Here is a 21759-nt window from a genome sequence, read left to right on the forward strand (position 1 = left end):
GCGAACGAATCATGATGACACTGCCAAGCATTTCCCTTGTCACCTGTTCCTATCAGCAGGGACGCTATTTAGAGACGACCCTGCGTTCGGTGTTGCAGCAAGGCTATCCGCATCTCGAATACCTCGTCATCGACGGCGGTTCCACGGATACCAGTCTGGCGACGATTCGCCGTTATCAAGATCAGCTCGCTTATTGGGTGTCGGAAACGGATCGCGGTCAGACCGACGCCTTGATCAAGGGTTTCAATCACAGTTACGGCGAAATTTTCGGTTGGCTGTGTTCGGACGACTTGTTGTTGCCCGGCGCGTTGCAGGCGGTGGGTGAATTTTTTGCGCGTCACCCACGGGCGCAGGCGCTTTACGGGGATTCGTTATGGATCGACGATGCCGGGCGATTGCTGCGGGCAAAAAAAGAGATACCGTTTAATCGCTTCGTGTTTCTCTACGACCATAACTACATCCCGCAGCCGTCGATGTTTTGGCGCCGCTCGTTGTATCAGACGGTCGGTGGGCTCGATGCCGGATTCAATCTCTCCATGGACGGCGATTTGTGGGAGCGTTTTTCCGCGCGCACGACCATCGCCCATCTGCCGCGTTATCTCTCGTGCATGCGTTTTTATCCGGCGCAAAAGACGCGCCGCTTGCGGCCACAAGCGCAGCGCGAAGACATGTGTATCCGCCATCGACGCAGTTGGCATCGGCAAACAGCGGCGCTGTACCCGGCGTTGCATGTGTTAGCCCGCGGCCTGCGCGTGCTATCCAAGACCGTCGCCGGCGGTTATCACGCACGCGTGCCGCAAGAGGTTCGGCAATGGTTGCAGCAACAGGCGATAGAGGCAGGATGAGTCTGCAGCTCGCCGAATCCTGGCGCACGATCGGCGATTCGTTGTCGATCGATAACGATGTCGGCAACGCCGACGCGCAGGTGTGGCGTTGTGTAAAACGGCATGAGAGTTGGGGAAGTTGGCGCGCATTGTTCAGCGACAAGCCGCGCTCCTTGATGGTGCCGTCGCGTGGCCCGGGGGTACAGCGCAGCAGCGTTAAATTCTTCATTAGCAACCCGCTGTCGCGTTTATACGCGCAGACGATGCTGCAGGCCAATCGCTGGTGGCCAAAGGCGCAACTACTGCCGGAGATGACGCTACCGCCGGTGAGCGGCCCGACCTTGTTAGACGAACTGCCGTTGCCGGCCAACACGCAACTCGCGTTCCTCATCGGCACGCCGGGTCCGTATCAGAAGGCGGCGATGTTGATTATGTCCGACGGCGGTACGCCGCTGGCGTTGGTGAAGATCGCGCTCAAGGAGAGCGCCGACGACATGGTGGCGCGCGAGACGCGCTGGTTATGCGAGCTCGGACAGCAAGAGCGACTGCGCGGCAAAACGCCGCGTTTGCTCGCGCACGGTAGCGTGCGTAGTGGGCGCGGCTATCTCGCCGCGAGTGTCGCCCCTGGCTGTGCGGTTGCCAGCGGATTTACGTCGGCGCACGCGGCGTTCCTGACGGAGTTGTCGCGCGTACGCGTTATGACCGGGCGCTTTGCCGATTCGCCGGCCTGTCGGTATTTACTAGACTCACTCGCGCAGCTGCGGTCGATCCTGAGCGAGTCGATGGCTAGCTTGTTGGCGGATAGCTTGAGCGACTGCAGTCAGCGCTTGGCGCATTGGCATGGCCCGTTTGTGTTGGCGCACGGCGACTTTGCGCCGTGGAATGTGCGCTTGCACGACGCCGGTATTTTCGTATTCGATTGGGAATACGCCGCCGAGGGTGCGTTGCCGTTGCGCGACGTGTGTCATTTCTTCCTCGCGCCGCTGGCAGTGACAGGGCGCGGCATCAGCCTGACGCAATTGAAGACCGCATTGGACCGGGCGCAAGCGCTGGCGCTGCATGCTTATCCCGAATTTCACTGGCCGCGCCCGATCGTAGCGGCGCATTGCCTCGGTTATTTGCTCCACACCGTGCTGTTCTATGGCGAATCGCGCGGCCGCGTGCTCGAGAACCATCCTGTGATCAAGAGCTATTGCCGACTCATGCAGGAGCGTGCGCAATGGATCAATTGATCGTTGGCAACGCGACTCCGTCAAATTCCTTTGCCCGTTTGCGGCGGCGGGTGGGAGCCGAACCGCGTCTGCGTGTTTTACTTTCAGCCTATGCCTGCGAACCCCACCGTGGTTCAGAGCCGGGCGTCGGTTGGCGCTGGGCCGTGAATCTCGCCGCTGCCGGACACGAGATACATGTCATCACGCGCCAGAATAATCGCCACGTCATCGAGACGGCGCTGGGCGATCGCGCGGTGCCACGTTTGTATTTTCATTATTACGATCTGCCGCCGTGGGCTCGCGGCTGGAAGCGCGGCGGGCGCGGTGTACATCTTTATTATTTTCTATGGCAGTGGGGCGCTTTCCGGATGGCGCGCAAGCTCTGTCGTCGGCACCGTTTCGATCTGGCACACCACATTAGCTTTGGCGTGTTTCGCCAGCCGAGCTTCATGGCATTTCTCGGGCTGCCCTTTATTTTTGGCCCGGTCGGCGGCGGCGAGTGCGCACCGCAGCATCTGCGCCGCAGTTTTCCGTTCGCTGGCAAAGCGATCGATTTATTGCGCGATCTTGCCAATGCCTGGGCGAAATGGGATCCGCTCATGCATGCGGTGTTTCGTCGCGCGTCGATCATTCTGTGCAAGACGCACGAGACGCTGGCGGCGATCCCGCGGCGGTATCAGGCAAAGTGCCGCGTGCAATTGGAGATTGGCACGACTACCGGTCATTCGAGCAATGTCTCCGGTCGTTCCCACGAACGCGGGAATGACAAAAACGCGGGATTGCGCGTGCTTTTCGTCGGACGCCTCGTCTATTTAAAAGGTCTGCACTTAGCCTTGCCCGCGTTCGCGCAGCTATTACATCAGGATACGCAGGCGCGTTTCACGATCGTCGGTAGTGGACCTGAGCGCGCGCGCCTACAACAGCTCAGCGAGCAATTGGGCATTGCGCAGGCGATCGATTGGATACCGTGGCTATCGCAGTCGAAGGTATTTGAGATCTACCCGCAGTACGACGTCCTGCTCTTTCCCAGCTTGCACGATTCGAGCGGTAACGCCGTGCTGGAGGCGCTCAGTTTCGGTGTGCCGGTCGTGTGCTTAAACCTTGGTGGCCCCGGATTCCTTGTGAATGAGCAGTGCGGGATTCCGGTGCCGGCCGATGATGAACCGAGCGCGATCGCTGGGTTGACCGAGGCGCTACGGCGTTTAGCCGCGAATCGATCGTTGCGTCAATCGATGGCGCAGGCGGCAGCGGTGCGGGCCGACGAGTTTTCGTGGCATCGACAAATCGAAGCGATGAATCAGATCTATGCGGTGGCGACGAGACGCACGGAACCGGCGGAGCGGGCGCTGCCATGAAACTAGAAGCCATCTCAAAAATCCCTCACCCCAACCCCTCTCCTGGAGGGAGAGGGGTTTTACGCCCTTCTCCTCCCGGGAGAAGGGCCGGGGATGAGGGAAGCGGGGCGCTGTGTTGGGTATTTTTGAGATGGCTTTTAAGTCAAGAATGGCATCCTTTGGTTTTGGCGCCGCTGATGTTGCTGAGCATCAGCAGCGCGAATGCCGCGACCTACTATGTTAATCCCGCCGCCGCCCACGCTACCGACAATGGCCGCGGGTCGTCGGCGTCTCCGTTCAAAACCCTAGGCACCGCCGTCTCCCGGCTCGCGCCCGGTGACGCGCTTATCGTGGCGCAAGGTGTTTATCGCGAGTCCATCGATTTGCGTCAGACCCAACTGCGCGACTTGGGCGATGCCACGCCGGCGACTCGCATCGACGCCGCGCCGGGGGCGAACGTGGTGATCAAAGGGTCGGACGTCGTTCAAGGCTGGCAGCGGTTGGCGCCCGGTTTGTTCGTTAAGCGCCAGTGGTCGATCAACAGTCAGCAGGTGTTTGTCGATGGCGTTGCGCTGAAACAGATCGGCGGCGATATCTTTGGTGGGTTCCCGCATCGCAAGAACCACCGATTGGCGCGGCTGCATGCGTCGCAGGGCGGCATCTGGCCCAAGCGCGTTGACGGCGGCGTGCCACAGCTGGTCGACAACAGTTTCTACTACGACGCCGCCGCGCAAATTCTGTACGTCAAAGTCGGCAACGATGACCTGGATCAGCATGTCGTGGAAGTCAGCGCTCGGCCCTACCTATTAATTGGGAATGGTGTCAGTCATCTGCTACTTCGTCATCTGCATTTTGAACACGCCAACACCACCGACGTGAGTCAAGCCGGCGCACTCACCCTCGATGGACACGATATCGTGCTCGACGATGTGCACGTGCGTTATGTCGACGGCAACGGCTTCGACATCACCGGCGACCGCAACCGCATTAGCCGCAGCTCGGCCAATTATTGCGGCCAAGTCGGCATGAAGGTCCGCGGCAAGCAGGCACGCTTGATCGACAACGAAACCAGCTACAACAACACCCGCGGCTTCAACAAATGGTGGGAGGCGGGCGGCGCCAAGTTCGTCGGCGCCGGTGGACTGCAGGACTCCGAGATCAGCGGACATCGCGCCTATGGTAACAACGGCGATGGCATCTGGTTCGATTGGAAAAACCAGAACAACCGCCTGCATGACAGCATTGTCGCCTACAACAGCGGCATGGGAATCCATTACGAAGCGAGTGCCGGCGCGCAGATCTACAACAATTACGTCTTCGGTAATAAACAGCGCGGCATTTATCTGCCGAAAAGCTCGCGTTCAGTGATCGCCAATAATTTAGTCGTCGGCAATGGCATGGAGGGTATCGCCATCATCGATGAAAACGTGATGCGGCCGGAGCTCGAGCCGCGGAACAATCGCGTCGTCGCCAACGTCCTGGGCTGGAACGGTAAGAGCGCGATCGTATTGCCGAGCAAATCATCGGACAACTTGTCGGACGGGAATTTATTTCTCGATGCCCAACCGCCGGCGTTGTCGATGGGGTGGGGCACGCGCGAGCAACCGGTGTTGCACGGGCTATCCGCCTGGCGTCAGCGCACCGGTCAGGACAAGTCCTCCTGGCAGCAACAGTTGTCGATGCCGCCGACGCTGGCCGCAGAATTGCAGGCGCAGGCGTTGCGGCCGGATTGGTCGCTGCTGCGCGAGCATCGCGGCAAATTACATGTCGCCGAGCCAGTTGCCGGCACGTCGATCGACGCGCGACCGGGGCCGAAAGAGCTATGAACCTTGAACCGCTGCGAGTGGTGATTGCGCATTGCCGCTATCAACAGCGCGGTGGTGAAGACGCCGTGGTCGACGCCGAGACACAGTTGCTGCAGCAGCACGGCCATCAGGTGCGGCGATTGCTGCGCGATAACTACGAGATTGAAGGCGCGAATCGCGCCGCCGTGGCGCTGCAAACGTTATGGTCCGAGCGCACCCGGCGCGAGGCACAACAGCTGCTACAAGACTTCCGCCCGCACGTGATTCATGTGCACAACACCTTTCCGCTATTGTCGCCGGCGCTCTATTGGGCAGCGGCGCGGGCCGGGGTGCCGGTGGTGCAGACGTTGCATAATTTTCGGCTGCTGTGTGCGCAGGCAATGCTGCTCAAGCAAGGCAAGGTCTGTGAAAAATGTATCGGCCATCTTCCCTGGCGCGGCGTACTCGGCAAGTGCTATCGCGATTCGACGTTGCAGTCGGCGGTAATGGTAAGTGGCCTGGCGTTGCATCGCGTCTTGGGGACTTATCAAAAAAAGGTGACGCGTTATATCGCGCTCAACGAGTTTTGCCGAGGCAAGTTCATCGACGGCGGCTTGCCGCCGGAGCGCATCGTAGTAAAGCCGAACTTTGTGGATATTCCCGCGCAAGAAAGCCAAATGCGCAAAGGCGGTTTGTTCGTCGGTCGGCTCTCGTCCGAGAAGGGCACGGATATTTTGCTCGCCGCACTTAGCCGGTTACCGGACGCCCACGTCGATGTCATCGGTACCGGCCCAGAGCAAGCCAAGCTCGAAGGTCGTGCCGGCGTTCGTCTGCTCGGATGGCAGGAACCGAACGCTGTCTATGCGCGCATGCGCCGGGCGGCGTATCTCGTCATGCCGAGCCTCTGGTACGAGAATTTTCCGCGCACGTTGGTCGAGGCCTTCGCTTGCGGACTGCCCGTCATTGCCAGCCGCCTGGGGTCAATGGCCGAGCTGATCGATGACCGCCGTACCGGCCTGTTATTCGAGGCGGGCTCGGCGACGGATTTGGCGCGCTGCATCGCCTGGGCCGAAGCCCATCCGGAGCAGTTGCGGCAATGGGGAGAGAACGCGCGTTTCGAATATAAAACGAAGTTTACTCCGGAGCAAAACTACAGGGAGCTCACGCAGATTTATCAGGAGGTCATGGATGCACACTCCTATTAAGTACGGATGGCGGACTAATGTAACTAGGCGGCGTACTGTCGAAAACGTGTTGGGTTGCGATATCGATGTGTTGCGATGGCATGATGCTACGGAAACCGTATTGCGGTGGGCGGCGCGGCGTGAGTCACGCTATGTGTGTCACTGTAATGTTCATGCCGTCGTCACCGCCCATCGTGATGCGCAATTTCGCGCGGTGTTGAACCATGCGAATCTCGCCACCCCTGATGGCATGCCGATCGCTTGGTTGTTGCGTTGTTCCGGGCACCCAGGCCAGCCGCGAATCGATGGGCCGGACTTCATGTGGGCGATTTGCCGTGGCGCCGCCCGCACCGGCGAGAAAATATATCTTTATGGTTCGACGCCGCAGACCTTGAGCCGACTACGAGAGCGACTCGTGGCGGCATTTCCCAAACTAACCATCGTTGGCGCTGAATCGCCACCGTTTGCCGAAGGCGCAATCCGAGCGGATGTGGGCGCCGTGAAACGCATTAATGCGTCGGGCGCGCAGATCGTATTCGTCGGACTCGGTTGCCCAAAACAGGAATATTGGATGGCGCGGCACCGCGGTCGTATTAAGGCGGTCATGATTGGCGTCGGCGCGGCCTTCGATTACCACGCTGGCAGCCTGCGGCGGGCGCCGCCGTGGATGCGCCGCGCCGGTCTGGAATGGCTCTATCGCCTACTGTGTGAGCCGCGTCGATTGTGGCGGCGTTACGCCGTGACCAACTCCTTGTTCGCCCTCTATGTCGTTGACCGCATGATCCGGCGAATATTGGGCAAATTTTTACCTTTTAGTCGCTATTTTCAGCACGCTCGCAAAAAGCATGTATCTAGTCCACCGCTCATTTCGCCGCCTACACGATCGAAAAGGAGAAGAAGTTATGGAAATTCCCGTGCTGCATAGCCAATTGGCGTTATCGGCATTGGGTTGGGGATGATAAGATTCGCCCGTACGAGAAGAAGAAAAATATCGTTACATTAGGAACTCCCGCCCCCTCAGGGGGCGGGTTGGGGTTGGGGTGGGTGTAGCGATTTCGCTATGACTCCAGCCCCCTCCGTTTAAACCCACCCCCACCCTTTGCCCTCCCCCTGAGGGGGAGGGGAAGTCGGGTCGCTAAAGCGATTTTTATTATTATGAAAGAAAGTAACCGACCCCGTCGTGTCGCCGAGCTCATCAAACGAGAGCTGGCGATGCTTATCCCACGCGAGCTCGATGATGTGCGTACGCATCAGGCGACGCTGACGCACGTCGATGTTTCGCCGGATCTCAAAAATGCTCGCGTTTATTTCACGCTGCTCGCCGGTACTGCCGGCGAAAAGCCGGTGACTGACGCGCTGAATCGTGCTGCTGCTCATCTGCGACATAAGTTGGCAGGGCGTCTGTCATTGCGAATTGCGCCGACCATTCGGTTTTATTTCGACGAGTCGATCGAGCGCGGTGATCGGTTGACGCAGTTGATCAATAAAGCGATCAAGGACGACCGCGGATCGGGCAACAAATGAAACGTCGTGCCGCCTGCCGCCCGGTCGACGGTGTATTGCTGTTGGACAAACCGCGCGGGCCGACCTCGAATCGCGCGTTGCAGCTGGTAAAACACCTGCTCGAAGCCTGTAAGGCCGGGCACACCGGTAGCTTGGATCCGCTGGCGACTGGGCTATTGCCGCTCTGTTTCGGCGAGGCGACCAAGCTTTCGCAATTTCTGTTAGAGGCCGAGAAGCGTTATTGGGCCGTATTTCGCCTGGGGGTAACCACCACGACCTTCGACAGCGAGGGCGAGGTACGGCAGGTGCGGCCGGTAGCCGTCGACCGGCAGATGCTGGAGCGAGCGCTCGTCGAATTCCGGGGTGAGATCGATCAAGTTCCGCCCATGTATTCGGCGCTCAAGCATGAAGGTCGGCCGCTGTATGAATTAGCGCGCGAAGGGTTGGAGGTAGATCGGGAAGTGCGGCGCGTGACGATCGATGAGATCGTTGTGCACTCATTGGAAGGTGACCGCCTCGAGCTCGAAATCGCCTGCTCGAAGGGTACCTATATCCGCAGTTTGGCCTATGACTTGGGCGAGCGGCTTGGGTGCGGTGCCCATGTGGCGGAATTGCGGCGTTTATCGGTGGGTACGTTGCGGGTCGATCAGGCCGTTACCCTTGAGTCACTCGAGGCATTGGCCGATCCGGCTGCGCGTGCGGCCCGGTTGATCCCGGCGGATCAGGTATTGAGCGCCATCCCGGATATTCACCTGACGGCGCTCGCTGCCCATTATCTTCAACGTGGGCAAGCAGTTACGGCACGTCACGATTACGCTTCCGGCTGGGTCCGCCTGTACGATCCAGAGAATCGCTTTCTCGGGATGGGGCAGGTACTGGACGACGGTCGGGTCGCGCCGCGGCGGTTGCTGGCGCAGAAGCTTTAATGTTTGCCGCATAGGCGGGTGATGCCAAAGGATTTTTTACCGGCCTAAATAGCGGAATCCGGGTTGTGAGCGGGGGAACGCGCGGGTAGAATACGCGCCCTTCGAAGGTAACGAATAGTGAATTAACCGAGGTAGAGATGTCCTTCACGGCAGAGAAGAAGTCCCAAGTGATGCAGGATTACCAAACCCACCAAGGTGACACCGGTTCGCCGGAAGTCCAGGTGGCATTGTTGTCGGCGCATATCGATGATCTGTCTGGTCACTTCCAGACACATCCGAAAGATCACCATTCCCGCCTCGGCCTGCTCAAGATGGTGAATAAGCGTCGCCAGTTGCTCGACTACTTGAAGAAAGTGGACAGCGAACGTTATCGCCATTTGATCGAACGCCTGAAGCTGCGCAAGTAACCAGAGGACAGGGCATTGGCAAAAGTCACGAAGACCTTTCAATACGGCAACCACACCGTTCGCCTTGAAACCGGCGAGATCGCGCGTCAAGCAGACGGCGCGGTGCTGGCATCCATGGGCGACACCGTGGTACTCGCGACTGCAGTCGTGGCGCGAAACCCAAAACCCGGTCAGGATTTCTTTCCGCTGACCGTCGATTACCAAGAACGTACGTACGCCGCCGGCCGCATCCCCGGTGGCTTCTTCAAGCGTGAAGGGCGACCGTCGGAGAAAGAAATTCTCACCTGCCGCCTGATCGACCGCCCCATCCGTCCGCTGTTCCCCGATGCCTTCGTCAACGAAATTCAGATTATCGTTACCGTGAAGTCGATGGATCCGGAAATCGATCCGGATATCGTCGCGCTGCTCGGCGCCTCGGCCGCGTTGTCGCTATCCGGTGCGCCGTTCCAAGGCCCGATCGGCGCCGCCCGCGTCGGTTATCGAGACGGTCAGTATTTGCTGAACCCGAGCAACACCGATCTCAAAACCTCGCAACTCGATTTAGTGGTTGCCGGCACCGATAAAGCGGTGTTGATGGTCGAGTCGGAAGCGAAGGAATTGTCGGAAGAAGTGATGCTCGGCGCCGTCGTATTCGGCCACGAGCAAGCGCGTGCCGCCATCAAGGCGATCAACGAGCTCGTCAAAGAAGTCGGTGTGACGCCGATCGCCTGGCAGGCGCCGGTGGAAGATGCGGCGTTGTACCAAGTGGTCGCTGCCGCCGCTGAAGCCGATATCACCGCGGCCTATCAGATTGCCGAAAAAGGCGCGCGCCAAGATCGTTTGGCGGAAGTGCGCAAAGCGGTAGTGACGAAGCTTGCCGACGCCACCGATCCCGATCGCGAAGATAAAGTTAGCGTGATCATCGAGACCCTCGAGCGCAAGACCGTGCGCGGTCGCATCCTCGGTGGCCAACCGCGTATCGACGGGCGCGACACACGCACCGTGCGCCCGGTCGTCATCCGTACCGGCCTGTTGCCGCGTACCCATGGCAGCGCGTTGTTCACCCGCGGCGAGACCCAGGCGATCGTCACCACGACCCTCGGCACCGGCCGCGATGCGCAGATCATCGATGCGCTCGAAGGCGAGCGCAAAGAACCGTTCATGATGCATTACAACTTCCCGCCGTTCTCGGTCGGTGAAACCGGCCGCGTCGGCAGCCCGAAGCGGCGCGAGATCGGCCACGGCCGCCTCGCCAAGCGTGGCGTCGCCGCCGTATTGCCGGACATGGCGAATTATCCGTACGTCATCCGCGTCGTCTCCGAGATCACCGAGTCGAACGGCTCGAGCTCGATGGCGTCAGTGTGCGGCGCGAGCCTCGCACTGATGGACGCCGGGGTGCCGATTTCGGCGCCGGTCGCCGGTGTCGCGATGGGTCTCATCAAAGAAGAGAACCGCTTCGCGGTACTCACCGACATCCTCGGCGACGAAGATCACCTCGGCGACATGGATTTCAAAGTGGCTGGTACGTCGAAGGGCGTGACAGCGCTGCAGATGGACATCAAGATCGAAGGCATCAACCGCGACATCATGGATGCGGCGCTGAAGCAGGCGCGTGAAGGTCGGATGCACATCCTCGACATCATGAGCCAGGCGATCTCCACCCCACGTGCCGAGCTCTCCGAGTTCGCCCCGCGCATCATCACCATCAAGATCAATCCGGAACGCATCCGCGACGTCATCGGTAAGGGTGGTTCGACCATCCGCGCGCTGTGCGAAGAAACCGGCACGACGATCGACATCGAAGACGACGGTACGGTCAAGATTGCCTCGGCCGACAAACTGGCGAGCGAAGAAGCGCGCCGGCGGGTACAGCAGCTGACCGCTGACGTTGAAGTCGGCATGATTTACGAAGGCAAGGTAGCGAAGCTCATGGACTTCGGTGCGTTCGTGACGATTCTGCCGGGTAAAGACGGCTTGGTGCACATTTCGCAGATTTCGCATGAGCGCGTTGAGAACGTCAGCGATAAGCTGCGCGAAGGCGAAGTTGTGAAAGTGAAGGTCCTCGAAGTCGACAAGCAGGGACGCATTCGTCTCAGCATGAAGGCGGTTAACGAGGTGGCTGCCACGACCACGACCTAACGTTAATCGTTTGCGGGTTTGGAAAAAAACGCCTCGGTGAGAACCGGGGCGTTTTGCTTTATGGGGTTATGAAAAAGTCCGTGCTTGGGCTGTCTCGCGTCAGCGCAAAACGAAATAGAGATAGGCTAGCAACAACAGCAGCAGACTGATGCTGGCGGTCCATAACTGCCAATTAATCGGCAAGTTAGACCGTTCGGGTTCGGTGGCTTTATTCTTGGCGATCGATTCGAGGGCATTGCGCGCGGCGATGAGCGCTGCCGCGAACTGAGACATGTTCGGATAACGATCCATTGGATCGTTAGCGCAAGCGCGTTGCAATACTTCATCGAGCATATTGGGCAGCCCGGCTTTGTAGTGACTGAGTGGTGTATATCCTTGTCTACCGACCTCTTCGCGCGCTCGAATTTTCCCGTACGGATATTCGGCGCTGATCATGCGATAAATCGTCACGCCGGCGGCATAAATGTCGCTGGCCTCGGTCGCCGGTGCGTCGCGGAACAATTCGGGCGCGCAATAACTCATGGCGCTGGTGGAAATCTCGACGGAATTTTCTTGCAGTGCATCGATTCGACTCGAGCCCAAGCCTAGTAGTCGTAGCTCGCGGTTGTTCTTGTCGTACAGCAAATTATTGGCGCGCACATCGCGGTGAACGACACCTTGTCGATGCAGAGCTTCGAGCGCCGATACGAGTTGCTCGCCCAGGCGCAGCGCCTCCAGCGGCGGAAGACCGCGTTTGCGGCGGACACGCTTGGCCAAATTCTCGCCTTCGTGGTACTCCATCACCGAGTAGAGTGCGGTGCGGCGTCCGGGACGAAGGCCGAGCGTTTTTACGACGAATGGACTATCGATACGTTTACCGATCCATTCTTCGCGCAAAAACGTTTGCACGCTGCGAGTGTCATCGTGATAGGAAGGGTTCGGGAAGCGCAGCACGACAATGCGACCCGATTCTCGATCTTGCGCTTTATAGAGCCGGAAGCGGCGACTCTTGTGCACGATCTCTTGAATCGTGAAGCCGTCGACATTGGCGTCGAGCGCCGGCGGATCGATCACCGGAAACGATCGGATGTCCTCGCGTCCGTCGTTTGCCGACTCCGGCGGTAGTCGTTCTATGCGCGCTACGCATACGCCGACATAGCCTTGAGCACGTCCGCTGATAGCGCGCTGTACCAGCGCTTCCGACATTTGCTGAGCGGTACTATCCGACTGCAACACGCCGACGATGACCGAACCCGACAGCGCTTCATGCAGGTCGGGGCTGGTAATCAGCAAGATGTCGCCTTGTGCGAGCTGGCCGGTTTGGTAGTCGGCCTCGAGGGTTGTCGCCAGGCCCAGGGCCTTGGTTATCTCCGCGCGCTGCGTCGGTCGCGGCAGCAGATGATCGCGGCTCAATTGCTTGAGTTGCAGATCGCGATAGAGCCAGGCGCGAACGTTGCCGCAATTAGCCAACAGCCAACGTTGGCCATGTAGCACCAGCACCGCGGCTGTCACGGCTCGTCCACGTTCACCGGCAGTGAGCAGTGCTTGATGTGCCGCATTCACGCTGTTCGTGAGTGCGTCCTGGAGCGATCCGCTGGTCGCTGCGTAATAAGTGTCACCGAGCGCGGTAATGGCCGTCTTCGCTGCCTGCTGCGGTTCCGGCCGGCCCGGCACCCCTTCGGCGCAAGCCAGCATCACGCCATGACCGCCGTCGCGGCCCTCCGGCACGAGGACCATGCAGCTCCCCATAGATGCAGTTCGGCGTGCCGCCTGTTCGCAGTGGCCGATATCGAGAAACAATGGCATGGGACATAGATCTCGTTTTTATATGAATAGGCACTAATTTCTGCCATTGAGTATAGTCCGTCAGAGACTGACGCCAGTCAGTGCCCGCAACGACCAGCCGAACAGATAGGCGATCGCGGCAGCGGCAAAGCCGGCGCCGACAAGCTCGAGTACCTTGCGTTTTAGCGAAATTCCGGAAAGCGCCGACACGACCACGCCGGTGGTTGTTAGGGCAATACCGGCGAGCACGATCGAGCCAATGAGCGCTGTCCAGGCACCGCCGGCGATGAAGTACGGCAGCACCGGAAACGCCGCGCCGAGTGGTATGGCATCAGTACTCGTTCCACCGAGAGAGATAGGTAGGAATCCCTATAAGCGAATCTCGTCGAAGCGGCGCGCGATCGGGTGATCGCCGGCTCCGGCCGCTTCACCGCTACGTACTATCCAGTATGTTTTGTAGCCAGCAGTACGCGCGGCGTCGAGCTCTTCCTTAATATCGGACAGAAACAAAATATCGCTAGATGGCAGGCCGATCGTGACGGCGATGCGTTCATAGGCCGATGGCTCGCGTTTGGCACCGATCGTGGTGTCGAAGTAACCATCGAACAACGGCGTGAGATCGCCGTGGTCCGTGTGGCCAAAAAGAAGTTGCTGTGCCTTTACCGAGCCGGACGAGAATATATAAAGATGCAAACCGCGCTTGCGCCAATCGCGCAACGCCGTGAGCGCGTCGTCGTAGATGTGGCCGGTAAAGTCGCGCTGACGGTAACCCGCTTCCCAAATCAGACCCTGCAGCGCCTTGAGCGGGGTCACTTTCTTGTCTTCGTCGATCCACTGCAGTAACTGGATGACGACGGCGGCATCATCGAGCGGCGCGCCGGCGGCGGCGCGCGTGTCGTTCAGCAGGCGCTGAATGTCGGGCTCGTGCTTGTGCGCGCGGACGAATTCACTGAGGTGGGCGCGAGAGTAGGGGAACAGAACGTCTTTAACGAACGACAACGAGGAAGTGGTGCCCTCAATATCAGTCAGAACGGCGCGGGTCATCGGCAGCGATCGCGGTGAAGATGGAGCGGCGGATTATAAGATCAAACAGCCCGTCCTTGGGCTTTTTCGGATAGTCACCGGGCGATCAGGTGCCAGGCCAATAGGCGCGTAACCGTAAACGCTGGCGTGTAGGAAATTCCAGGACCCCTTGGCGTCGTCGGACCGCTCGTAGGTAAAGCTTGGCACTGCGAAAGCCCAGACGAAAAGAACGCCGAAAATAGTCGACCCGGTGCAACTGCCCGCCTTTGAGGGCATGGTCAAAACCGGCGCGGAAACGATCGCTGACGAGATCGGATGGGATGCGGATACCGGCGTCTTGCGGCGATGGATAGTCGTAGGGCATGGCTGACCTCCTTAAATTAAATATAGACCTTCAGCCACTAGTTGGTATCGGTGCAGTGCCTTACCCGTATCCGAGCAGCGGCTTTACAGCCTAGGTTCGCATCCGCTAGCCTTGGTTCTCTATTACTTTATTTGGGCGCGCACCTATTCCATGGCCTTCGTTCGCAGATTGTTGATCTTGGTCCTGTTCGTCGTTGGGTTTAGCGGATGCGCGACGGTACCGACCGGTGCGCAAGAGGCGACACCCGAGTCCGAATCGGAAACCGCCGTTAACGATCCGCTCGAAGGTTTCAACCGGACGATGTATAGCTTCAATAACAAATTCGATCGTTACCTGTTGAAGCCAGTTGCCTCTGGATATCGCACGGTCACGCCGGCACCGGTGCGAAAGGGTGTTTCAAATTTTTTTAGCAATCTGCGCGAACCATTGGTGTTGCTGAATAACGTGCTGCAAGGCAAGTTCAAAAACGCCGCCTCTGACCTTGGTCGCTTCGTCACCAACACAACGATTGGCGTATTCGGCCTGTTCGATGTTGCCTCGCACGTCGGGCTCGAGCGGCACACCGAGGATTTTGGCCAGACCTTGGGAGCGTGGGGGGTAGGCGAGGGGCCCTACTTGGTATTGCCATTCCTGGGCCCAAGCAATGTCCGCGATGGATTTGGTTTGGTCGGCGACTATGCGGCCTATCCGCCAACATATATGGAGGAGCAGAGCACCGCTTCTAAGCTTCTGGCAGTGCGTATTATCGATACCCGCACCCAGCTGCTGGATGCTGGCGATATCCTCGAACAAGCGGCCGGTGAAGATTCCTACGTATTTGTTCGCGAGGCCTATCTCCAACGCCGTCGTAATCTAGTTAGCGACGGCGCTCAGGGCCTGGCCCCGGTCGATCCGTCCCTGTTTGAGGACGATTCCCCGGCGCCGACCCAGCCTTCCCAGCCGTAGCTTGCTTGAAATAGGGTTTTCGGGGTTTTGCGCCTGTACTTGCCGTCTTTAGGCAGTGGTTCCGCCGGCGATGCGCTCGTGTCCGGGCATAGATGCGCAAATACCCTGGCTCGCCCTTTGTTTCCCCCGCACAAACGGTTAGAATGCCGCGCTTTATTTGGCCCGGACGGCGTCTGTGGCCGGGTCTCCCAGGTACGAGGAATACACTGAATGGTCACCATACGTCTGGCTCGTGGCGGCGCGAATAAGCGTCCGTATTACCGCATTGAGGTCACTGACCGGCGGCGCGCGCCAAATAGCAATTGCATTGAGCGCATCGGCTTCTATAACCCGAAGGCCGCTGGCAATGAAGAGAAGCTCCGTGTCGACTTGGAGCGCGTGCAGTACTGGTTGAGCAAAGGCGCTCAGCCGAGTGAACGTGTAGCGGACTTGCTCAAGAAAGCCGCACCGCGCAGCTGATTCCTGCATGACCGCCACGACGGACCGCCGGGTCACCGTCGGCCGTGTGGCCGGTCTGTTCGGTATACGCGGTTGGGTAAAGGTGTACTCGCACACCCGACCGCCGGAAGCGATTCTGGATTACAGACCTTGGCTAATCGAGATCGGCGGCGCTTGGCGCCCGTTCGAGATTGCCGAAGGGCAGATGCATGGTAAAGGCATCATCGCTCGGCTTGATGGCATTGCCGATCGCGATCAGGCGGCAGCGCTGGTGGGAGCAACGATTGCAGTGGCATTGGATCAGCTTCCTGCCGCTACTGAGAATGAGTACTACTGGGCCGAGCTCGAGGGCTTGCGCGTGATCAATCTCGCGGGCCAGGAGTTGGGTCGGGTAAGCCACCTGTTCGAGACCGGTGCGAACGATGTGATGGTGGTACAGGGCGAGCGTGAACGGTTGTTGCCGTTCAGTAAGCCAGTGATTCAGCGCGTGGATATCGCCGGCGGCGTCATTCATGTCGACTGGGATGCCGAGGACTGAGCCCCATTCGGGAACGAGCATGCGGATCGATGTCATCAGCATCTTCCCGCCGATGTTCGAGGCTGTACGCGGATTTGGTATTCCAAGTCGGGCAATTCGAGCGGGGTTGTTGTCGCTGCAGGTGTGGAACCCGCGCGACTACACAGAAGATAAACACCGTTCGGTCGATGATCGACCCTACGGTGGCGGTCCTGGAATGCTGATGCGACCAGAACCGTTGGCGCGGGCTATCAATGCCGCGCGTGCGGATTCGGCGCTGCCGGCAAAGGTGCTATATCTGTCGCCGCAGGGGCGCCAGCTGGACCATGCCGGTGTCATTGAACTCGTTGCCCGTGAACGTTTGATTTTGTTGGCCGGTCGCTACGAGGGCGTTGATGAACGTCTGATCGAAGCGGAAGTGGACGAAGAGTGGTCGATCGGCGATTACGTCCTCTCCGGTGGCGAGTTACCGGCGATGGTGCTCATCGATGCGATCGCGCGGCAGTTGCCCGGCGCGCTCGGTGATGAAGATTCGGCGACAGAAGATTCCTTCGTCAGCGGAATGCTGGATTGTCCGCACTACACGCGGCCAGAGTTGTACGAAGGGCAGACGGTGCCGGAGGTATTGTTGTCCGGCGACCATGAACGGATACGTCGTTGGCGCTTGAAACAGGCGTTGGGGCGGACGTGGTTGCGGCGACCAGAGCTTTTAGCGCGGTTGACGTTGACCAAAGAGCAGCAAAAGTTACTCGCTGAATTCCAAACGGAATGGCGACCAGTTGAAGAGTGAATGATGGGAGTTGAACCATGAGCAAGATACTGCAAGAGATTGAAGCACGTCAGATGAGCGCCGCCGTTCCGGAATTCGGCCCGGGCGACACCGTCACGGTCCACATCCGCGTGCAAGAAGGTGAACGCGAGCGGTTACAGGCGTTCGAGGGTATGGTGATTGCGCGGCGTAACCGCGGTTTCAACTCCTCGTTCTCGGTACGCAAAGTGTCCTACGGTGAAGGCGTCGAGCGTGTATTTCCGCTCTACAGCCCGACCATCGCTAAGATCGAAGTGAAGCGTCGCGGCGACGTGCGGCGCGCCAAGCTTTACTACTTGCGCCAACTCGCCGGCAAAGCGGCGCGTATTCGCGAGAAGGTTTAGTCGTTTCGATCGGTATCAGCGGCGTGCGTGGCGAATAGCTACGCACGCCGTTATCGTCTCTCCTGGATTTTTCCGCCACCGTCGCGTTGCCTGTTCCAGGTCTTCCGACGCTAGCAACCGCGGTGTATCGTCAGTTCATGACTGATCACCGATCCTATGATGCCGTTGTCGCCGTACTGTTCGATCGACGCGCATGAGCGGCGCCGATAGCGACTTGATCGATCGTTTCTGCGATGTACTTTGGCTCGAACAAGGATTGAGCCGCAATACCATCGATGCTTACCGCAGCGACCTGACTGGCGCCAGCCGGTTCTTATCCGAACGTTCGAGTAGCTTGTCGCAGGCTATGCGCGATGACTTGGTCGTTTACCTCGATCATCGTCGACGTATCGAGTTGACGAAGTCGCGCACTGCTGCACGCTTGCTTTCGACGTTGCGGCGTTTCTATCGTTATCTGCTGCGCGAGCAATTGCGCGAAGAAGATCCAACCGCTCTGATTGAATCGCCAAAGCTGGAACGGACGCTGCCGAAATCGTTGACCGAGGAGCAGGTGGAACGGTTATTAGCCGCGCCGGATGACACCACCGCTACCGGTTTGCGCGACCGAGCGATGCTGGAGACGCTGTATGCCACCGGCCTGCGCGTGTCGGAGTTGGTGGGGCTTACGTTGTCGCAAGTCAGTTTGGCACAAGGGTTGGTTCGGGTAATCGGCAAGGGCGATAAGGAACGATTAGTGCCGCTGGGCGAAGAGGCCGTCGCCTGGCTTCATCGGTATACAGATACTGCCCGCGCTCAGTTGATTAAGAAACAATCGACTGATGCATTATTTGTTAGCCCGCGGGGCGGGTCGTTAACCCGCCAGGCTTTCTGGCACGCCATCAAGCGTTACGCGCGCCAAGCCGACATCGATGCCAAGTTACTTTCACCGCACACATTGCGTCACGCATTCGCGACGCATTTGCTAGATCATGGGGCGGATTTGCGAGTCGTGCAGATGCTGCTCGGACATGCCGATTTGTCGACGACACAAATTTATACGCATGTAGCTCGAGCTCGTCTTAAAGAGTTGCATGCGCGGCATCATCCGCGGGGGTAGTTGAAATGTTTTTCTTTCGTATCGACAGACATCGCCCTCATAAGAGGGCGATTCAATTAGTGACGAACTTGCGAATGATACGGACGATCGAAGTCGTTATCGATGCGGAACACTTCGACCTCGCTGTTATGTTTGAAGCCAAGGACGAGGGCGAGTTTATGAACAAGAGCGCGCCAATGGATAGAGCGAACACGGTGTCGCTGCAAATCGTTCATGCGTTTTTCCAGCGCTTTCAACTTCCGGTCGAGCGCGGGCATGGTATGAAGATGCAACCACGCGCCGATAGCAAAACCGGCGGTAAGCGATTCGATAATCCAACCGGGTTCCTGTAAGCCGGTCCAAACGATCGCGGCCAAGATCATGGCAACGGTGTAGAGCAAGCAATAACGAACCGACTGACGCCGATGTTGTCGGTTCTTGGTCATCTCCGCACGCAGCGCGCTTTCATCATCGCGCGTATGGACGCTATAGGTGTAATGCAGATCGCGCATAAGACTCATGATCCGCAACATACGTTCGCTGTGGCGTTTGTTCTCGACGCCGGTGACGTCGATTACGGTTTGCAATGCGTCGCAGAACTCACGGTAGTCCGGCGTCATCGCCGGCTCAGGAAACGCGTCGACAGCGTGATTGATGAGATAGCGTAGTTCCAACACTTGAGCGACATCCATCGGAAATTTGAGCCCGAGGAGGGTGTTGTAAACGGGTTCGAAGGTCTCCGGCGTTAATTGATGAGCGGAGAGATCGTGAATGTCGGTGCGTTTAGCGCGTTTATCTAACATGACGGCCATTGTCGTGATTAAGTCGTTCCTTGCTGCCACAAGGCCGGCATAGAGCCGGCAAATACTTAACGCGGAGCGCTTGTCTGGTTCGTCGACCGCACATCAGGCACGGGTATAATCGCTGGTCTTGCCCCGACATGCAACCGTTCGCCCGTCGGTCACCGCACTTCGTCGGCGATACCTAGAGCATAGCCTAATGTCTTGACGATGTGACTGGCGTTTTTCGGATTAACCTTTAGGTCGATAGGCAGTATTTATGAGGAAGCTGTCAGATTTCGATAGTGAGTTTTCGGTATTGGGTGGGTCGAATTCATCGTTCGCCCAGGCGATGGTCCCTGCCGGGAGTTCATTCAAAAGTTGACTGGGACGGCGCGCGACGATTTCGCCGCCGATCCGCCGTCGTTCGGTAGTCGTGAAGGTAAGTCCGGCGCTAGCCCGTGTCACAACGGCATAGGCGCAGCGGCGTTCGGCATTCAATGCCTCGTGGCTTGCCGGTGCCGTCGATACTTCTTCCTCAAAACCCACCATATAAACATGGGAAAATTCACGTCCTTTTACTGCAGCGTACGTTAACAGCGCGACGCAATCGCCGGCGGCGTCTTCGCCTTCGGGATCAAGAGCGGCGTTGAGATGGAGTTGCGCTGCAAGCTCAGGTAAGCGTGCCTCGGGCTGTTGTCTTGTGCGGCGCTGGAGCGCCGCCACGATCTGCATAACGTTCTCCATGCGGCGCTCGGCAATTTTTAGATCGTTGCAGGTATCGCGCAACCATTCTTCGTACCGCAACTCGATTAACAGCTGACGAACGAGTTCGGCAGGATCGTCGTACTCGGCTCGTTGGCGTAAACGTGTTAGCACATCGACGAAGCTGTGCAATGCCGACAATCGTTGTTGGTCGAGCATTGTTGCCAACGCCGGATCGAGCGCCGCTTCAAACAAGGTCTGACGGCTGCTCGCGGCACAGCGTACGAGTTGTTCGATCGTCGTACGATCGAACATTCGGCGTGGCGAGTTGGCCGCGCGTAGGAATAAGTGATCGTCGAGCGGATTTGATAAAAGCTTGAGATAAGCGAGCAGGTCGCGTATCTCGGTTTGATCGTAGAACGATGCTCCGCCTCTTACATAGTAAGGTATGCGCCGTGCGCGTAGCGCCCGTTCGATAAACGCCGCCTGGGCCGATTTGCGGAACAGGATCGCGTAATGCCGATAATCGAGATTGCGTTGCGACTTATGATTTATCAAATCGGACACAACGCATTCTGCCTCGTGTTCCTCGTTGCGCGTCCGTATCGCGCGCAATGGCTCGCCAAGTTCGCCTTCTCCCCAGAATCGTTGGTCGTCGTGATTAATGGGCGCAATAAAGGCGTTGGCGACTTGTAAGATGCGAGTGCTGGAGCGGAAGTTCTGCTCCAGTGTTACCGTTCGCAGGCCGAGGAGGTCAGTTTGCAGTCGTTGCAGGGTGTCGTGTCGACAGTTGTTCTCGTCGATCGATTGATAGCGATCGCTCGCGGCTGTGAGTATTGCTCCGCGATTGACGAGCAGGCGTACGAGTTCGTGCTCGCACACCGTTGTCTGTTCATAGTCATCCACCACTAAAAAACGGACACGCTCAACCCATTGGTCCAACAACGCCGGTTCGGCGGCGAGCAAACGTACCGCCTTAAGTGTTAGATCGTCGAGATCTACCGCATTGGCAGCCGCCAGGCGCGCTTGGTAACGGCGGTAGATCCAGCCGGCGACGTTGTCGGTCGAGTGATCGGCAAGCGCGATAGTGGCGGATGGTTCGACGCGATCACGTTTCCAACGGGCGATTTGTCGGTGCACGGCGTTCGCGCTAACGGTTGTCTCCGGTAGCGCTTCGCGCAGCAATCGGCTGATGACGGCGATGCTGTCTTGGTGGTCGTATAGGCTGAAGCCGGGACGCAGCTCAAGGGCAGCGAGCCGTTCGCGGATAATATTGAGGCTAAGCTCGGCAAAGGTCGAAACGAGTGAGGACGGAAGAGTGTGACCTTTGCCGTAATCGGCGACATGAGCACGCAGGCGGCGCGCTGCCGATGGGTTCACCGCTACTGCGGTAATCTGAGCGGGGTTGACGTCGTATTCTCGGATCAGCCAAGCCATCTTCCGCGCCAGCAGCGAAGTTTTGCCACAGCCGGCGCCCGCCAATACCAGCAGCGGACCGTTGATGTAATGCAGCGCCGCTCTCTGTTGCGAGCTTAGGTCGATCAAGGCCGCGTTAGCTGTCGATGAATGACATCACAATTAGCCCGGCATTCTATCGGAAAGTTAATGCGTGGCCTATTGAGCGGCCGCACATCGTGTCGAGGCGCTCGGCAATCGCACCACTCTGCGAGCAGCGATAAAGTTGTGTCATCATGCCCACGTGCTTA

Annotated in this window: 22 protein-coding genes; 16 read left to right on the forward strand and 6 right to left on the reverse strand. The window is 58.5% G+C overall.

Translation table 11 applies throughout. The features are described 5' to 3' along the window. Nucleotides 1–11 precede the first annotated feature (11 nt). From HY308_06425 to pnp, 10 genes are all read left to right on the forward strand, one after another. Nucleotides 12–845 (forward strand): glycosyltransferase, encoded by an 834-nt coding sequence (locus HY308_06425; GenBank protein ID MBI3897916.1) that lies wholly within the window; start codon nt 12–14, stop codon nt 843–845. After that, nucleotides 842–2056 carry an aminoglycoside phosphotransferase family protein gene (locus HY308_06430; protein ID MBI3897917.1) on the forward strand — a complete coding sequence of 405 codons (1215 nt, stop codon included), beginning with the start codon at nt 842–844 and terminating at the stop codon, nt 2054–2056. The genes HY308_06425 and HY308_06430 overlap by 4 nt, the downstream gene beginning before the upstream one ends. Before the next feature lie 143 nt (nt 2057–2199). Beyond that, the gene (locus HY308_06435) at nt 2200–3390 is read left to right on the forward strand and encodes a glycosyltransferase family 4 protein (protein ID MBI3897918.1); all 1191 of its coding nucleotides are present in this window, start codon (nt 2200–2202) and stop codon (nt 3388–3390) included. A 176-nt stretch (nt 3391–3566) separates the two neighbouring features. Beyond that, on the forward strand, nt 3567–5195 hold the full coding sequence (locus HY308_06440) for a right-handed parallel beta-helix repeat-containing protein (protein ID MBI3897919.1): 1629 nt from the start codon (nt 3567–3569) through the stop codon (nt 5193–5195). Then, nucleotides 5192–6358, forward strand: a complete 1167-nt coding sequence (locus tag HY308_06445) for a glycosyltransferase (GenBank protein ID MBI3897920.1) — start codon at nt 5192–5194, stop codon at nt 6356–6358. Before HY308_06440 ends, HY308_06445 begins: the two co-directional genes overlap by 4 nt. Continuing rightward, complete coding sequence (locus tag HY308_06450; protein ID MBI3897921.1) at nt 6342–7262, forward strand: WecB/TagA/CpsF family glycosyltransferase; 921 nt, start codon at nt 6342–6344, stop codon at nt 7260–7262. The genes HY308_06445 and HY308_06450 overlap by 17 nt, the downstream gene beginning before the upstream one ends. A gap of 230 nt (nt 7263–7492) precedes the next feature. Beyond that, complete coding sequence (gene rbfA, locus HY308_06455) at nt 7493–7861, forward strand: 30S ribosome-binding factor RbfA (protein MBI3897922.1); 369 nt, start codon at nt 7493–7495, stop codon at nt 7859–7861. Next, nucleotides 7858–8766, forward strand: coding sequence for a tRNA pseudouridine(55) synthase TruB (gene truB, locus HY308_06460; GenBank protein ID MBI3897923.1), 909 nt, complete (start codon nt 7858–7860; stop codon nt 8764–8766). The genes rbfA and truB overlap by 4 nt, the downstream gene beginning before the upstream one ends. A 137-nt stretch (nt 8767–8903) precedes the next feature. Continuing rightward, a complete protein-coding gene (rpsO, locus tag HY308_06465; GenBank protein MBI3897924.1) occupies nt 8904–9173 on the forward strand; it encodes a 30S ribosomal protein S15 in 270 nt (89 codons plus the stop codon). A gap of 15 nt (nt 9174–9188) precedes the next feature. After that, entirely contained in the window at nt 9189–11291 is a 2103-nt protein-coding gene (gene pnp, locus HY308_06470; protein MBI3897925.1) for a polyribonucleotide nucleotidyltransferase, read from the forward strand. A 99-nt stretch (nt 11292–11390) separates the two neighbouring features. Here the strand turns inward: pnp and HY308_06475 are convergent, their stop codons facing one another. From HY308_06475 to HY308_06490, 4 genes are all read right to left on the reverse strand, one after another. After that, nucleotides 11391–13076, reverse strand: coding sequence for a protein kinase (locus HY308_06475; protein MBI3897926.1), 1686 nt, complete (start codon nt 13074–13076; stop codon nt 11391–11393). 60 nt (nt 13077–13136) lie between these two features. Then, complete coding sequence (locus HY308_06480; protein MBI3897927.1) at nt 13137–13412, reverse strand: VIT1/CCC1 transporter family protein; 276 nt, start codon at nt 13410–13412, stop codon at nt 13137–13139. Nucleotides 13413–13424: 12 nt separating this feature from the next. Continuing rightward, entirely contained in the window at nt 13425–14099 is a 675-nt protein-coding gene (mtnC, locus tag HY308_06485) for an acireductone synthase (protein ID MBI3897928.1), read from the reverse strand. An 85-nt stretch (nt 14100–14184) separates the two neighbouring features. Further along, nucleotides 14185–14442 carry a hypothetical protein gene (locus HY308_06490; protein ID MBI3897929.1) on the reverse strand — a complete coding sequence of 86 codons (258 nt, stop codon included), beginning with the start codon at nt 14440–14442 and terminating at the stop codon, nt 14185–14187. Nucleotides 14443–14592: 150 nt separating this feature from the next. Between HY308_06490 and HY308_06495 the strand changes: the two genes are divergently transcribed. The 6 genes from HY308_06495 (at nt 14593) to xerD (ending at nt 18590) form a co-directional block, all read left to right on the forward strand. Next, on the forward strand, nt 14593–15387 hold the full coding sequence (locus HY308_06495) for a VacJ family lipoprotein (GenBank protein MBI3897930.1): 795 nt from the start codon (nt 14593–14595) through the stop codon (nt 15385–15387). Nucleotides 15388–15597: 210 nt separating this feature from the next. Beyond that, complete coding sequence (gene rpsP / locus HY308_06500) at nt 15598–15846, forward strand: 30S ribosomal protein S16 (GenBank protein ID MBI3897931.1); 249 nt, start codon at nt 15598–15600, stop codon at nt 15844–15846. A 7-nt stretch (nt 15847–15853) separates the two neighbouring features. Continuing rightward, nucleotides 15854–16363 (forward strand): ribosome maturation factor RimM, encoded by a 510-nt coding sequence (rimM, locus tag HY308_06505; GenBank protein ID MBI3897932.1) that lies wholly within the window; start codon nt 15854–15856, stop codon nt 16361–16363. 19 nt (nt 16364–16382) lie between these two features. Continuing rightward, nucleotides 16383–17132, forward strand: a complete 750-nt coding sequence (gene trmD / locus HY308_06510; GenBank protein ID MBI3897933.1) for a tRNA (guanosine(37)-N1)-methyltransferase TrmD — start codon at nt 16383–16385, stop codon at nt 17130–17132. Nucleotides 17133–17149: 17 nt separating this feature from the next. Next, nucleotides 17150–17494, forward strand: a complete 345-nt coding sequence (gene rplS, locus HY308_06515; protein MBI3897934.1) for a 50S ribosomal protein L19 — start codon at nt 17150–17152, stop codon at nt 17492–17494. Between the two features lie 193 nt (nt 17495–17687). After that, complete coding sequence (gene xerD / locus HY308_06520) at nt 17688–18590, forward strand: site-specific tyrosine recombinase XerD (protein ID MBI3897935.1); 903 nt, start codon at nt 17688–17690, stop codon at nt 18588–18590. Nucleotides 18591–18646: 56 nt separating this feature from the next. On the opposite strand, the gene HY308_06525 is transcribed toward xerD, so the two are convergent. After that, nucleotides 18647–19381, reverse strand: coding sequence for a hypothetical protein (locus HY308_06525; protein MBI3897936.1), 735 nt, complete (start codon nt 19379–19381; stop codon nt 18647–18649). A gap of 219 nt (nt 19382–19600) precedes the next feature. After that, nucleotides 19601–21598: a UvrD-helicase domain-containing protein gene (locus HY308_06530; GenBank protein MBI3897937.1), complete on the reverse strand. Its 1998-nt coding sequence runs from the start codon at nt 21596–21598 to the stop codon at nt 19601–19603. Nucleotides 21599–21759 lie beyond the last annotated feature (161 nt).

It is taken from the genome of Gammaproteobacteria bacterium (assembly GCA_016199745.1).
Taxonomy (GTDB): Bacteria; Pseudomonadota; Gammaproteobacteria; order Acidiferrobacterales; family Sulfurifustaceae; genus JACQFZ01.